18 protein-coding genes are annotated in these 14,272 nt (G+C 57.8%); 6 read left to right on the top strand and 12 right to left on the bottom strand.

Going from position 1 to position 14,272, the window contains the following annotated elements; genetic code table 11:
- Positions 1-8 precede the first annotated feature (8 nt).
- The 4 genes from K359_RS0134555 (at position 9) to K359_RS53835 (ending at position 6,163) form a co-directional block, all read left to right on the top strand.
- Entirely contained in the window at positions 9-968 is a 960-nt protein-coding gene (locus tag K359_RS0134555) for a nucleoside 2-deoxyribosyltransferase (protein ID WP_029083392.1), read from the top strand.
- A gap of 34 nt (positions 969-1,002) precedes the next feature.
- Positions 1,003-1,977 (top strand): hypothetical protein, encoded by a 975-nt coding sequence (locus K359_RS57520; RefSeq protein WP_051346572.1) that lies wholly within the window; start codon positions 1,003-1,005, stop codon positions 1,975-1,977.
- A gap of 1,010 nt (positions 1,978-2,987) precedes the next feature.
- Positions 2,988-3,845, top strand: coding sequence for a Dam family site-specific DNA-(adenine-N6)-methyltransferase (locus K359_RS59320; protein WP_084518602.1), 858 nt, complete (start codon positions 2,988-2,990; stop codon positions 3,843-3,845).
- A complete protein-coding gene (locus K359_RS53835) occupies positions 3,839-6,163 on the top strand; it encodes a DGQHR domain-containing protein (RefSeq protein WP_051346571.1) in 2,325 nt (774 codons plus the stop codon). Before K359_RS59320 ends, K359_RS53835 begins: the two co-directional genes overlap by 7 nt.
- A gap of 522 nt (positions 6,164-6,685) precedes the next feature.
- Here K359_RS53835 and K359_RS61825 read toward each other — a convergent pair.
- The 11 genes from K359_RS61825 to K359_RS53825 all read right to left on the bottom strand — a co-directional run bounded on the left by K359_RS61825 (position 6,686) and on the right by K359_RS53825 (position 11,800).
- On the bottom strand, positions 6,686-6,856 hold the full coding sequence (locus K359_RS61825; protein WP_156928805.1) for a hypothetical protein: 171 nt from the start codon (positions 6,854-6,856) through the stop codon (positions 6,686-6,688).
- 181 nt (positions 6,857-7,037) lie between these two features.
- On the bottom strand, positions 7,038-8,168 hold the full coding sequence (locus K359_RS0134515; protein WP_198031223.1) for a DGQHR domain-containing protein: 1,131 nt from the start codon (positions 8,166-8,168) through the stop codon (positions 7,038-7,040).
- Positions 8,169-8,463: 295 nt separating this feature from the next.
- The gene (locus K359_RS66320; protein ID WP_371261219.1) at positions 8,464-8,700 is read right to left on the bottom strand and encodes a CHAP domain-containing protein; all 237 of its coding nucleotides are present in this window, start codon (positions 8,698-8,700) and stop codon (positions 8,464-8,466) included.
- Positions 8,701-9,009: 309 nt separating this feature from the next.
- The gene (locus tag K359_RS0134505; RefSeq protein ID WP_029083386.1) at positions 9,010-9,294 is read right to left on the bottom strand and encodes a hypothetical protein; all 285 of its coding nucleotides are present in this window, start codon (positions 9,292-9,294) and stop codon (positions 9,010-9,012) included.
- A complete protein-coding gene (locus K359_RS53830; protein WP_051346570.1) occupies positions 9,291-9,920 on the bottom strand; it encodes an MT-A70 family methyltransferase in 630 nt (209 codons plus the stop codon). Before K359_RS53830 ends, K359_RS0134505 begins: the two co-directional genes overlap by 4 nt.
- Positions 9,921-9,980: 60 nt before the next feature.
- Complete coding sequence (locus K359_RS0134495) at positions 9,981-10,163, bottom strand: hypothetical protein (RefSeq protein WP_029083385.1); 183 nt, start codon at positions 10,161-10,163, stop codon at positions 9,981-9,983.
- Positions 10,163-10,357, bottom strand: coding sequence for a hypothetical protein (locus tag K359_RS0134490; RefSeq protein ID WP_029083384.1), 195 nt, complete (start codon positions 10,355-10,357; stop codon positions 10,163-10,165). Before K359_RS0134490 ends, K359_RS0134495 begins: the two co-directional genes overlap by 1 nt.
- 7 nt (positions 10,358-10,364) lie before the next feature.
- Positions 10,365-10,559: a hypothetical protein gene (locus K359_RS61815; RefSeq protein ID WP_156928803.1), complete on the bottom strand. Its 195-nt coding sequence runs from the start codon at positions 10,557-10,559 to the stop codon at positions 10,365-10,367.
- Positions 10,560-10,573: 14 nt separating this feature from the next.
- Positions 10,574-10,852, bottom strand: a complete 279-nt coding sequence (locus K359_RS0134480; protein ID WP_156928802.1) for a hypothetical protein — start codon at positions 10,850-10,852, stop codon at positions 10,574-10,576.
- Positions 10,842-11,243: an LAGLIDADG family homing endonuclease gene (locus K359_RS0134475; protein ID WP_029083382.1), complete on the bottom strand. Its 402-nt coding sequence runs from the start codon at positions 11,241-11,243 to the stop codon at positions 10,842-10,844. Before K359_RS0134475 ends, K359_RS0134480 begins: the two co-directional genes overlap by 11 nt.
- The gene (locus K359_RS53825) at positions 11,240-11,800 is read right to left on the bottom strand and encodes a deaminase (RefSeq protein ID WP_051346569.1); all 561 of its coding nucleotides are present in this window, start codon (positions 11,798-11,800) and stop codon (positions 11,240-11,242) included. Before K359_RS53825 ends, K359_RS0134475 begins: the two co-directional genes overlap by 4 nt.
- Positions 11,801-12,136: 336 nt before the next feature.
- Here K359_RS53825 and K359_RS63530 point away from each other — a divergent pair, with 336 nt between their 5' ends.
- Both K359_RS63530 and K359_RS0134460 read left to right on the top strand, forming a co-directional pair.
- Positions 12,137-12,448, top strand: a complete 312-nt coding sequence (locus K359_RS63530) for a hypothetical protein (protein ID WP_029083381.1) — start codon at positions 12,137-12,139, stop codon at positions 12,446-12,448.
- Positions 12,449-12,456: 8 nt separating this feature from the next.
- Positions 12,457-13,059, top strand: a complete 603-nt coding sequence (locus tag K359_RS0134460; RefSeq protein ID WP_029083380.1) for a DUF4118 domain-containing protein — start codon at positions 12,457-12,459, stop codon at positions 13,057-13,059.
- A gap of 620 nt (positions 13,060-13,679) precedes the next feature.
- On the opposite strand, the gene K359_RS0134450 is transcribed toward K359_RS0134460, so the two are convergent.
- The gene (locus K359_RS0134450; protein WP_029083378.1) at positions 13,680-14,099 is read right to left on the bottom strand and encodes a hypothetical protein; all 420 of its coding nucleotides are present in this window, start codon (positions 14,097-14,099) and stop codon (positions 13,680-13,682) included.
- Between the last annotated feature and the right edge of the window lie 173 nt (positions 14,100-14,272).

Here is a 14,272-nt window from a genome sequence, read left to right as displayed (position 1 = left end):
GGGCTTGCATGCTGGTTTATCTGGCCGGACCCATCTCCGGTCTCAACTTCGAGGGCGCCACGGACTGGCGCGAGTACGCGAAAGGCGAACTCGCCCAGTTCGGGATCAAGGCGCTCTCGCCGCTCCGCTTCCAGGAGCACATGAAGGCGATCGGTATCTTCACCGATGCAGCCAAGGAGACCGAGCGACTGAAGTCGCCGATGTCCACCCCGAAGGGGCTGACCATCCGTGATCGCTGGGACGCGATGCGCTGCGACGTGTTGCTGGTGAATCTGCTGGCAGCGCCGAAGGTCTCGATCGGGACCATGCTTGAGATCGCGTGGGCAAACTCGAAGGACATCCCGATCGTTTGCGCTATGGAAGATGCTCCGGCGCACACCATTGACCACAACCATCTCGGTTGGCTTGCCGCTCTCATCGACGGAGAGGGGTGCGTCTACGTCGTGCGTCGCGTCCGGGATTCCGGCAGCCCGTGCTTCGAGTTCCGGATCCAGGTCACCATGACCGACAAGGAGATGATCGACGCCGCGTATCAGCGGAGCAACGGACTCGGCGTGATCACAGGCCCGTACAAGCGTAGCAACAATCCCCAATGGCGCGAGGCGTGGCGCTGGACCGTGAACAACAAGGATGCAGCGATACTCGCTCAGGCGATCTATCCCCATCTCGTCATCAAGCGCGCTCAGGCGGCGCTCGGTTTCGAGATCGAAAAGATCAACGCAGGATTTCGTCCGGAAGGTCACAAAGGCCACAAGGGATTCCAGCGTCGTCCGCCGGAGATCGTCCAAGAACAGGAAGACCTCTATGCGAGTTGGAAGGCCGCTCAGGCTCGTGAGCCCGTGAAGTTCACGCCGCCGGCGGCCTACGGCAACCCCCACGAACACGCCATGGTCAACCAGCTCGTCGGTTTCAGAGTCCCGACGCTGTGGGACGCCGTGGACGTGACGCGGCAGCTGCTTGCTGCCTGAACGCTTGTTTGAATGCAAAGGAAAGGGACTGCAAATGACGGTTATCGGCCTATCGGGCTTCGCACAGTCGGGAAAGACCACGGCGGCGCTGTACCTGGAGAAGAAGTACGGCGTGCGCCGCAAGCACATCGCTGAGCCGCTGCGGGCCATGCTCGCGGTGCTGCTCCAGGCGAACGGCATGTCGTCCGAGGAGATCACACGCTACCTGGAGGGCGATCTGAAGGAGCAGGTGATCCCGTGCCTGGGCGTCACCTCGCGCTATGCGCAGATCACGATCGGCACCGAGTGGGGCCGCAACCTGATCAGCGAGGATCTGTGGGCCAACACCTGGGCTCGCGGCATCGCCGATGGCGAGTCCGTCATGAACGACTCCGTGCGCTTCCCGAACGAGGCGAAGGCGATCCGTGGCCTCGGCGGCTTCGTGATCATGATCAAGCGCCCGGGCACGCGGCCGGCGAAGTTCAAGCACAAGCTGGGCGAGTTCCTGTTCGACAAGTTCGGCATCATGTGGGGCGTTCACCCGAGCGAGCGCATCGACCTGATCCAGCCGGACTACATCATCCACAACGACTCCGACGTGGAAACGCTCTACGCCGACCTGGACAAGGCGATGGCGCAGCACTTCAGCCGGGTGCAGCAGACCACGCCAACTCGAAGAAGGCGATCGCGGCTGCCGCCGGGCTCGCGCTGGCAACCGGGCTCGGTCGCTGATGTTGCGCTGGAAAGAGGACTCGAGGCCCCAGCGATATGGCTGGGCGCCCGGGTCATACCTGAACCATTGCCATGGAGCAGGGTGCAGGGATCAAGAGGACAAGACATTCATCGGGGACAAGAGAGCTGTCATCTGCGCCGACTGTGCGTACGCGCTGCCGGACCCGGAGCCGAAGGCGTCGATGACGGAGGCAGAACTCAAGGCGAGGATCACGGAGCTGTGGCGCCAGATCCATGTCCTGGACCAGGAGTTGAAAGCGAAATGCGGCTCATCAACATGAAGCTGACCCGGGGGTGACGCTGAGCCCGAACCTGCCGCGGCGGAGGCGACTAGCGCCTCTTCGCGATCACGAGGGAAAGAAACGCGACGAACGCGAATATGGGCACTTCAGGTCCGTAGATGTCCCCCGTGAGGAGCAGCAACCCGAGAGCTAAGATGCATAGGGCCGCTACGCAGAGCCAAATCGGATCATCAGATTGCCGTACCGGAGCTTGCCGATAAACGATTTCGGGTTCGTACGGTTCATATGGACGACGTGGTTGATGTGCATTTGCCTTTATCACGGCTGCAATTATTACGGCGGCTGCTGAAATCAGAGCTACAACAACGGCTGTCGGGTCCATGGCGTCCTCTCTCCAGACACGACTATAGCAGAGTTCAAGGCCCTTCCGATGGAACCCGCGACCGGCATTTTCGGTATTTAACTTTGAGTTCCCCCTTGGCAGAAGTCTAGGGCACGACTAACGCGCGCGCGTAGCGAAGGGCCGATCGCAGCTTGGGTCCAGCCGTTCATGACACATCCAAGGGTTTGAACTTGGTACGGGAGACCTGCCAGTGATCCAGCTCACTGCAGCGGCAGCAGGCATTTGGCCGCAGCCAGTGGCGCTGACCCCGCCTCCACGGCTCGTAGACACTCCAGTGCCCGATGATCCAGCAGAGCCACTCGATACGGCGCTGGTTCAGCACTACGAGGCCGGATCGAAACGTCTTCCAGGCGCTCGGCGCGCCCGGCCGCTGAGATGGTGGGCAGCGTCGATCAACTTGGTGAGGACCTGGAAGATTCCAGCGTAACCGGCGCCAAGCGGGCAATCATTTTTGCCGATTGCGCCTACATGAGGCCTACCTAATCCGCAGGCGACGGCCGCGTGGCAGCTGCGCAATTTTGGCCGGAATAGGCCAGAGTTGCACATGAGAGCCTATTGCCCGTCTGGGGCGAGTCTACGATAAAGGAGGTGCATTGAGTCGGCCAACCCATAGAGAATCTTCCGAAAGCTGGGTTGTGCGCGCTCGGAGATCTCGAGAAGAAAATGGATGCAACGGTCGGCTCAACTCATGACGTTCACGCGCAGTTTGATCCCTTCCTAAAGTGGGCTGGTGGGAAGCGATGGCTCATACAGAGATTTCCAGATCTTATTCCCTCAGGCGTTCGAAACTATTTCGAGCCGTTCCTCGGGAGCGGGGCAGTCTATTTTCACGTTAGGCCGTCCGGTGGGATCATTTCAGATCTGAATGAAGAATTGGTAGCTACTTACCTAGCGCTGCGTGATGATCCGAAAGGGGTACAATCAGCCCTCGAAAAGCACAGCAAGCAGCATTCGGACGATTACTACTACGAAGTAAGAGCAAGCAAGCCCGCAAAGCCATCAAGCAGGGCTGCGCGGCTAATTTACCTAAATCGCACATGTTGGAACGGTCTCTATCGCGTCAACAAGAAGGGCCTGTTCAATGTGCCGCGAGGTACAAAAAATAGCGTCCTATTGCCATCCGATGATTTCAAAGGGGTTTCCGCACAACTCAAATCCATCAATATCGATTGCTGCGACTTCGAAACTACGATCGAACGCGCCGATGAGGGAGACTTCGCATTCATCGACCCTCCCTACACGGTGAAACATAACATGAATGGTTTTCTCAAATACAATCAGGCGATCTTTAGTTGGGATGATCAAGTCCGACTATCGAAAGCAATCATTCGGGCGCGAGAAAGAGGCGTTCGACTGCTTGTACTGAATGCCAACCACAGATCAATCAGGGACCTCTATCGCAACGTAGGCGAATTTGTTCGGCTGCCGCGACATTCGGTCCTCGCTGCGAGTTCAGACTTTCGAACGGAAACCTCTGAGCTTGCCATAACTGTGAATTACCAAAGGCCTGAGGCATGCTGAGCAACATTTTCCACCGAGATGAACTCCGCGGGCTCGCTAACAGAAGGGCGAAGGCTGACGATTTCAAGACTGTCCGCGAACCTCTTGTAGCAGAGGAATTGGCAAAAGGCTGGACTGTAGCGCAAGTGAATGCTTCCACTTCCCGCCTAAGCAAGCCTAAAAGTCATGACAAGCTGCTCGAAGACCGCGTCTGGATATTGATGTATCGAATGGGCTTCAATGATCTTTCGGGGGTTGGAGGTGCGTTTCAGCTGCTGAACGCAAATGATCCAAAGGGCCCAGACAACCAAATTGATGTGGTGGCTATCGATGGTGAAGTCGCGTTTGCCGTTGAATGTAAGTCGAGCGAAACTCCTAAGAAGTTTGCGGACTTCTCAACCGTTCTCGCGAAACATGCTGCATTGAAGGAGAAATTTACCCGAGCAGTTGCCGCGCAGATACCCGCTAGCCATAAGCGTGTAACTCGCTTTGCAATATGGTCATCCAGGATAATCATATCGGACAACGATAGGATTCGAGCTAACACGGCCGGCGTGACGCTTCTGGACGAAAGAGATCTGGAATACTATGAGTTGCTCATTCTTCAGGTTGGGACCGCGGCTAGATATCAATTTCTTGCTGATGTTTTGCAGGGGCGCGGCATTCCCGGCCTCGAAATCAAGATACCGGCGATCCGCGCAAAGATTGGCGGTTCTACGAGCTATTCCTTTAGCATTTCTCCCGAGTACCTCCTGAAGATTGCGTTCGTTTCACACAGAGCGAGAGGGAAAGCATCGGATATAGACGCCTATCAGCGCTTGTTGAAGAAATCTCGACTTCGATCGATCCGGCAGTACATCAGCGAGGGAGGCATTTTCCCAACAAATATCGTTGTAAATATTGCAGAGAGCCGCTGGCTGTCTTTCGACCGCGGCAAGCAGCAAGGCGACGACAAGAATGCTACGTTCGGTTGGCTCACGATCCGCCCAGCCTACCGCGTCGCGTGGATCATTGATGGTCAGCACCGACTGTTTTCCTATGCCGATCATCAATATGCAAAGAAGAGCCTTATTTCGGTCATTGCTTTTGTTGGGCTTGAACCGAGTGAGCAGGCGCGGCTTTTCGTTGACATCAACGCCGAACAGCGAAAGGTCAAGCAAGGCCTTCTCCAAGAGCTTTATGCGGAGCTGCATTGGGATGCCGATGATCCCGAAATTCGAGTGCAGGCGATCTTATCGAAAGTTGTTCAGGCCCTCGATTCGGAATTAAAGTCTCCGCTCCTGGGCCGTGTTCTCAAAGCTGATGATCCGCGATCTGAGACGAGATGTATATCTTTGACTAGTATTTTTCACGCTCTCGAAAAGACAGGACTGTTCATCGCGCGAACGAGGAAGGGCGAAGTCCTGGAGTACGGCCCATTGTGGGACGGTGAGAATCAGGCAACTTTGAAGCGTACAGTCACTGTTTTGATCGGCTTTCTTGACTCGGTAAAGTCGGCAGCTTCCGAATTGTGGGAGAAAGGATCTGGAGAAGGCGGCGGCTTAACGATGAACGACGGGATTACGGTCTGCTTGAACGTTCTTCGGAGCGCTTTTCACCATTTGCAGACTGTTAAGCGTCTTTCTTTGTCCGAGCTTGATGCGCAAGAGCTAGTTGAAGCTCTAGAGCCCTTCGGCCGTGCTGTTGGTCAATTTTTCGCTACGCGCACTCCTGAACAGATGACCCAGTTCCGATCGCTTAGAGGGATACAAGGGCAGACAACCGGCACGAGGCGCGTTGAAGAGTTTGTCCAAAACTTAGACGCAACGTTCAATCCGCCTGGGCTCAAGGAATTTTTATCTCGAGAGAAAGCTCAAACAACAACTCAAGCCTTCGAACTGCTCCAAGGGATTGAGCGGGTGCTACAATCAACAATCCTTTCAGAATTGAAGAATGAATTTGGAGATGAGGAAACAGATTGGTGGTTTGCTGGTGTGCCGAAAAGCGTCCGCAAGAAAGTAGATGACCGGATAAACGAGGAGGGAGGAAAAAAGGGAGGGAGAGCGGAGAATTTTGATTTATTAGATTACAGGGATATTGCTGAGGCGAACTGGCAACTTTTTGAAGCTCCGCTTGCTCGCGGAAAAGGAAACAAGCAGGCCCGTACTAAGTGGCTTGTTGAAGTAAACGATCTGAGGAAGCCAGTGATGCATGCCTCAAAAGGTCAGAGCCTTCCTATCACGGAAGAACAAGTCGCGTTTTTAGACGAGATCCATCGGTGGCTGCAAACGCAATTGCATGAGGAATTCGCTGACACAATTCTTCAAGGTCATGAAGATTTGCGAGAAGTCCGCGGTTGACGCAATGAGCGTATCAACTCATGATATCCTCGTCCAACAAGGCGACAGGTTAATCGAGGACGAGTGGGAAAAAGAAGGGCGTCGCACATACCTGAATGATGAAAACGCCGATCGCGCCTTCCTAACAGCCTTGGAAAGAAGTCTTCGAGCCTCTGGATGGAGGCTTGACCGAGCCAAGTTACGGTCATTCCTTCGCCCCGAGGGCGGTGAAGTGGTCGAGATTGAACCTGGGGGCGCAGAAACGTCCGGTCATTTTCTGCACCACATGAAGGAGTTAGGGTAGGGCGCTACTCATCTATCGACATCCGTCAGATGCAAGCGCCGGTCTTTGTCGGCGCGCTGTAGCCCCTCCGACTTGTGATGAAGGCAAAAGAACTGCGGGCCCTGTATGGGAGTTCGCGGGCGCAAATTGGTGCCTCCACCACGATAGGGCCCCCTCTCGCAGGCTATTTTGCCATACCCTTCTTCGACCGACTGACGCGCCGCATGGTGCAGGTACAAGCTGCATTGCGGATGATGAAATTAGATTGGGCTATACACCTTATTTAAGGCCGGCATCTCGCCGTCTGCAAGTATGGACTGATTCATCCAACCGCGCTCTATCGCGGCAACTTTTGCACCGTCCTCGACAAGGTAGTCAAACCAGAACGGCACACCGAGATCGGTTCCCTTCCGCTTCGCTTCTGTATCCAAGTGCGATCCCATGCGGCTCCGTATGCTGCCTGTAGCCAAGCCGACGTATATGACGTCTCCTCCAAAAGTGACTAGAGCGTAACAGCCTGGCTTGTCGGGCACAGTTACGTGGTGCGACCAAGCGAAGCGCGTCCTTTGGTCCGGTTTTGGGAATAACTGTTCTGCCCGCATGGTGCCTATCTCACAATTGGACGCCGCTTGCGTTCTCCTGAACGTTCATTGCCAAGCTGAGAGCATTCGCAAGCTTGCCGATCGCGCCTCGATTGAGCCCGGATGCGGCGCCGCCGCGATGCCACCATTCTGAATGCGACATACCGATGTGTTCCGGCGGAAGATTACCAAAGCCCCGCTTCAAGAGTGCTTTGATTGTGTCCTTTTTGAAGTCCGATTTCGCTGCAAGATGCGTAAAGACGGTCGGAGAGACAGTGTGGAATAACTCCACGCCGTTCGTCTTGAAGATCACCGTCTGCGTCTCTGAGCCATCTACCAAAAGCTCGATTATCGCTTTCCAATAATTCAAAAGGATCAGCGGCCGATTTCCATCCCAGACTGGATTTGAAAGTGGGTTATTAGCGGAGAAGATGTGACGCCTTAGAGAGGTTATGAAGCTCTTCTGGTTAATGGTGCCGCCATCACCTTCATCGTTGGCCATGCGAATTTTGCCGTACCAAGGCGAACTTGGCTCGTCGTTCAAATGATTTGCCACGGCCAAAGCTCGCGCATCTTCTCCTTTCTCCACCTGACGACGTATCCAACGCGGCATCGTCGGTGTTTTCTCTAATCCGATCATCTTGGTTAAACGCGCGACAATCTGTTGTTCGATGGCCCTATCGACTGACCGCTGCGTCGTGTTGACGATGAGAAAATGGCACATCTGGCTGATCTCATCGAGGTTGACAGCTATGTTCACAGGAATCTCGAACTCCAGCATGTCGGCGTTCTTCTCAGCCGCCAATACGAGTCCAGCAATTCGGTGCTGACCATCAACAACGTTGAACGGCCCAATCTGGCTCACGTCGAAGGTGATTGTGTTGGTTGCTGGGTCGAACGAAATGTCCTTGTTTGTTGCCAAAAAGATCGACGTCGGCAGAAACGCATCGTGCTCAGTCTGTCCGTCGATAAGATAGTCCGCGAGCCTCTTAGCCCGTCCGTCGTTCAGTAGACGCTGGTAGCCTGGACCGGCATCAGCGGGGTCAAGCTTGCTAATGGTGTAGAAGTTTGGCCGCTTTAGATCGCTGACCTTGAGCGAGGTGGAGTATAGTTTGAGCGAACCTTGTCGAACCAATGCTGCCGGACGGCTTATCGTTTCCACCGCAATCCCCATTTCGTGCAATTATACAACTTGCGCGTAGCAAATATGTGAGTCGCAATCAATCCGGAAAATCGGAGACTCCCGATCCGCAGGCCGTGGCGGCATGCTGCCGCCAAGCCGTTGGCGCGGATAGCCCTTAAGGCTGCAGCCTCGATGACCAAGAGGTCGATTGATCTGCGCCACCCGCGTCACCGCGTCCGATCCGCAGGCCCTGACGCGCGACGGGCCAGGCTTTTTGTCGGCGGATCATCCCATCCCGAAGCATCTCGGTTGCGAACTTCAGCATCATCAGCTCTCAGGTCGGGGAAACCCAGGCGCGGATGCGGCTGCGCTTGTAAACGCTCTCCGCAACGCGGCCGCCGTGATTGCCGCTGATGACGATCGGATCACCATTCTTAGTGAAGCCCGAAACGATACCGACGTGTCCGCCACCGCGGCGGCCCATGGTCACGACGGCTCCGACCTGCGGGGTGATCTGGCGGTGTCGCTCCCAGGATCTGGCGCGGTCGTCGACATCCTGAGCCTCGGTCACCTTCCGGAGGAACGCGGAGCACCACAACGTCGAACGCACGCCGACCTCGTGAGCGGTGTCGCCAATGAACTGGCGAGCGCGCTGCACGAAGCCGCTGCTGTCCGAGAAGCCGTCCTGAGAGCCGGTCTGGAATCCGCGGAAGAAGCCACGCTCCTCTTGCGGTTCAACCTGGACGACGCGCTCTACCCGATGATGATGCGCGTGATGGCGATGGTGGTGCCTTGGGCGGGCCTCAGCGGCCGAAAAAGACACAGCGAGGATCGCGGCGCCGACGAGCGCCGTGGTCAGTTTTCTCAAGGTTGACTCCTGTTAGTTGGAGGTCGCGTTGCGTGCTGCGACCTTTTGGCGGTCGGCTTCGACCGCGGCGTAGGTGGGGAGGCGGGTCCATTCGTCGCCACGCTCGATGGCGAATGCCTCCTGCACCCGGGAGATGAAGAAACGCGCGGCTTCCTCACCCATGTCTGCGAGGACGGTGTCCCCGAAGACCATTTTGAATTTGATGTTGGACCGCGCGCCCTCGCTCTCGCTCTTCACGGCGGTGAAGGCGATGGGGCCCGCGCGGACGATGCTGATGTTCGTGATCTTCTGGGTCATGCTGCAATCTCCGCGGCTGGTTGGTTGTCGTTGGCGAACTTGTTGATCTCGTTGCCCCAGGCGTCCCATCCGGGCCGCTGCACGCGGGCGAAGATGTCGGCCTTCGGATAAGGCCCAGCCATCTTCGCGGCCTCGACGTAGCCTTGCTCAGGCTTGCGTGAGTGCTCGCGGCGGGGTTCGAGGATTGCAGAGCGGATGTCGCGTGCGTGGATCTTAGGCTTGCCGATCTTCCCGATCAGGAAGGGCTCATGGCAGTTGCGCAGCGCGTAGCCCGTGCCGAAGGTCGGCTTGCTGCCGTCCTTGACCATCTTCACCCAGACGCCCTGGGTGACGTAGGTGACGCTCCACCTGTCGAAGCAGGCACGAGCTTGGTCGTACATCGGCGCGGTGGCGTAGAGCCAAACCCACATGCCGTCGCGATGAGCGAGGCGATCGATGTCCAGCTCGAAGATGTCTTCGAGTGTCATCGTGTCGTAGTGCTGCTCGGCCGACTTGCCTTTGCCCTTGGACGAGTAGGTCTTGAACGCCCACGGTGGGTCGCTCTTTGCGAGCCCGTAGTGATGCTCCTTCAGCGGTGCGAGGTTGAACGTCGGCGCCGGCAAAATGGGGAAGGGTCTGATCTGCATTGTTTCTTTTGCACTCATGCAAACGTCCGGGCACGCGTATCCCGTCGATGCTGGTGGCGATTACTTCATCAGGTCGGCGAAGGTCTTGTTGATCCGCTCGATGCGCTCGACGTTGCAGCCGTAGCACCAAGGTCCCCAGTGGGTTTTGCGGCACGACTTGCCGCAGCCGGCGCAGCTCGTCAGCTTGCCCGCCTTGTAGCGCTCAGAGTCGTGCCAGGGCTCATTGTCCGGGACCGCCACCATCACTTCGCCTCCGCGGCTGCGAGCGCGGCGCGGCCGGCATCAGTGATGCGGAATTGGTTGCCGTACGACGGGTGCTTCTCCTTCACGAAGTAGCCCAGCTCGGCCAGCTTCGTGGTGGACTTCTGCTTGAACAGGCCCCAGCCACCCGGACGGGTTGCTGCATCCTGCAGGGCTTCGATCTCGCGCTTGTTCATGGTGTCCTCAGCGGGGTTTGACGGTGATTTCGATCTCGCGGCCTACGTAGAAGGCTCGCTTGTTCCGGTCAGTCATCGGAACGTTGACGGCGATCGACATCCACGGCTGCCATTCGGCCGCGCCCACTGCGCGCCCCTGCGCCTGGACCAGCAACTTGTCGCCCTTGTCGCTCGCTTCCAATACGTGTGCCTCGATCTTCACTTCTTCTCCTCTCGTCACTTCTTCGCTTCAGCGGTCAGCCGCTTGTCGATGATCTCGTCGTCATTCTTCGCAATGATCGCCTGAACCAGCAGGCCATCTGGCAGCACCGATTGGCAGGGCTGCTTCTTGTCAGGACGCTTGCAGGATGGTTCCGTCAGCTTCTCGCGGACCACAAACATCTCGCGATCTGGTCCGAAGCGCTCGATCAGGCCTGCCTTGCTGAGGCGGCCTTCGCGGTCACACTTCGAACATTTCACCCGGACATAGGGCAGCGGCCATTCATTAATTCGCACGCTTCAGCTCCTTGACCTTCTCCTTGAGGGCTTGGCGCTGGGCCAAGACTTCCGGAGGCACGCGGCCACCGCTGCCCATCGTCGCCTGGAGCTGCAGGAGCAACTCGGCTTGAGGCTTCTTCTCCCTGAGGTAAGGAAGGAGGGCTTCGATGAACGTCGCAGCTTGCCGCGCCGTGATTTTCCACTGGAACGTCGGTCGCCAGTTCGCCTTGCTGACCTTGCTTGGTCCGCTAACGGTGCCACCGAAGACATCGCGCAGCCACTCGATCGCCTCACGACAGGTATTCGTGCAGGTCACGAAGATCCGCCAGTTATCGCCGACCGTGAAACACCCTTCACCGTCGAGGTAGCCGGCAGCGTAAGCCAGATCGGGTTCGCGCCAGGAGGTCACGCCGCCTCCGTCGTATCGATCAACGCCCAGGACACGCCGGCCTCGTCATAGAGTTTTCCGGCGTCGCGCACGGAAGCGGCCCAACGCTCCTTCAGGTGATCGGGCAGCTCGGGGGCGACCACGCGCTTGATGCCCGCCTGGATGACGTGGAGGGAGCAGCGTTTGCAGGTGATGAAGGGCCAGGTGTAGAGGGTGTAGCCGTGCAGCGGCTCACGGGCCGTGTGGATCGCGTTGATCTCGCCATGGACAACGAGGTCGTACTTTACCTCTCGGTTGTTCAAGCGCTCGTCGGTATCGGCGATCCCACGGGGGAAGCCGTTGTAGCCGAAAGAGGCCATCGTCTTGTCGGGACGAACGATGACAGCCCCTACTTTAGTGCTGGGGTCTTTTGACGCGGTGGATACCGCTTGAGCGACGGTGAGGAAGTAGCGATCCCAGCGCGCCTGCTTGACTCGCGCGAGGTCCAGTTCAGGATCGTTTCCGAGGAAGCCTTTCAACCATCCGGCGAAACCGGAGTTCGCAACTCGGGTTGCCAGTGAGTCGGCAGCGCTGTCCAATCCGCTCGCGCGCAGAAACGCGGAAACGTGCGGAAATGCAGGGCTAACGGGCGATCTGGAACCCGGGAACAATCGACTCTCCATTTGCTTTATGGCATTTGCATTAACGCAAACGGCGGGCCGTGACAAGAGGGGCTATCCATTTTCTTCCAGGCCACTCGGGGCGAGGAATGTGTGGTAAATCCGCGCCAACACGGGGGTTTGTGACGGGGGTGGGGTTAAGGTTACCGTAGTATAACGGGCCCGCCGTACCCTTGCGTCGGGATGCAAATGCTAATAGCAGTCCCGCACAAGCCGACCCGCCGTGGGTTCGGGAACGAGAAGCATTAAGAAAAGATGAGAACGTCGTTTGAATACCGCTCATACGTCGTCAGCTTCGACGGGGCGGCCTACCGAGCCGACTCCTCTGACGGGGAACCCTTCACAATCAGATCCAGGAACGTGCTGCGCGTCACTCGCGCGATCGACACGCTGTGGAATGCGCTTGAGGGGAAGATCCCCGCGCCAGCATGGCTGCACAGTCCGTCCGATCTCATCGACGTGGACGCTGCTTCGGAAGCAATGGTCGTGGTCGACCGTCCAGCGATATCCGTCGTTCCTTCGTTCCCGATCGCGCCCGTTGCTGCGGCGTTGCAAGCCGTCGCCTGAGGTTCTCGATGACCACCGTTTACCGAAACTACGACGTCTCCAAGCTCGGAGACACCTTTGTCGGCCAGTCTCAAGACGACGACGGCCTGATGATCTCCCGCAGCCGGTCGCGCCTGATGAGCGCTATCGACCAGATGTGGGACGGCCTCGATCGCGGCTCCGCTCCCTCATGGTTCTCCGGCAGCAGTGCGATCGACCTCGATGCTGTCGACATCGTCGATGAGAAAGACGCTCCCGAGGCCGTTCCATCGGAGACAGATCCACCGCCTGCGGGGGAGTGGCGGGTGCCGTACTGGATGTTCGGGCTCGCTGCGCTTGGCGTATCAGCGCCAGTGGCCTATGCCATGGATTTCCTTCAGATCGCCGCTCGCATCGACGTGATGCTCACCCTGGCGGTGTGCGCCATCACGATCGCCTTCGGTCGTGGCTACGCTCTGATCGCTGCCGGCATCTCCGGCTTCATCGTCAATTTCTTCGCCTCGGACCCGCTGTTCACCGTGACATTGCCGACCGTCAGCGAGATCCTCAACCTGCTGATGAACTTCGCCGCCGTCTGGGTGATCTCGGCGATCACCAAGGCTGGAGGGCGGCGTCAACGCTCAGCGGCGTGATCCCGTAGGCCAGGCGCCGCTTCGTCATGTCAGCAGTTCCAGTACCGCCCGGAAAACCAACGGCGCAATTCGGGCGCCCTTCACGCAGCATCCGTTCATTGCGGAACGGCCCCCGCCGCCGCGTCATACAGCTTCCTACGTTTGTTTCTTCTCACCACAGCTCCCGGACGATCGACGTTGTCCCAATCGGCCGGGTAGGGGGCGACCGCAATGTGCGGTCCTCAGCCCACTGGCGAGCCAGCAGATCAGCTCCCGACATCTCCCCCTCAAATGATGAGGGCAGGTGATCTTCCTGCGCGCATGGACGGCGTCGAGAACGCGATACAGCGTGCGTTTATCGTCATAGTTCCGACCGCCAAAGACTACTACGCGATGGTTCGCCTTCAGCAGGATCGAGTCCCCGCGATCGCGATGCGGCGCGCAGAAGCAGACAAGGTCGCAGCCGGCGAGGGACGACACATCAGCTCGGGCAGCTGCTCGCACTCGAACTTGTTGCAGACCTGGTCACGGTCGCCGTCCTTGCCGATGACGAAGCGATGGCCAGAGCCGCGGCCGACGTCGATCGCACCAGGGGAGCGTCCCCATGGTGCTTGTTGTAGACTCGAGGTGACGGCATAATCCTACTTCTGCTTGATATAAATGTTGTCCTTGTAGCGGCGGAACTCGAACGTTGTAAGCTTCCCGGGCTGGGATTCCGGAACGCCGTTATTCAAGGTCATGCAACGAGCATCGATGGTAGCTAGATAGGCCGTTCCGGAAGGGGTGGTATCCGACTTCATGCGAATCGCGTCGGGCGAACAGGTGAGCGACTTCTTGTTGATCACCATCCTAAACTCGTATTTGTCGACGCTCAGGATGTTGGTGCATTTTTCGCCGTCCTCTTCGATCCAGCTCGGCAGCTTCCAGTTGGTCTCGCCTTCGAATGTCTCGCCATTGCACCACTCGCCGACGAAATCGATCGGCATCTGCTGGAGAGGAGGTGCGGCGTGGGCGACGCCGACAGTCAGCAGCGCCGCGGTGATAATCAAAACCTTCTTCATCTTCAGTTCCTCAGTTCATTCCGGAGGGGCCGAGTCCGATCGCGCTCAGCCTCGCTTTTGAGCTGTTCCTCGTTCCCGCCGTCCTCGCGCTTGCTCTGATAGCTGGCGGCGTAGTCTAGCTGCTCACCCTCCAGGGGCTGAAGCTGTGCTTCGATGGTCTACCGCTGTGGCCC

The organism is Bradyrhizobium sp. th-b2, from assembly GCF_000426785.1.
GTDB classification, from domain to species: domain Bacteria; phylum Pseudomonadota; class Alphaproteobacteria; order Rhizobiales; family Xanthobacteraceae; genus Bradyrhizobium; species Bradyrhizobium septentrionale.
The sequence above is the reverse complement of the archived record's forward strand: the minus strand, read 5'-3'. Positions and strand labels throughout refer to the sequence as shown.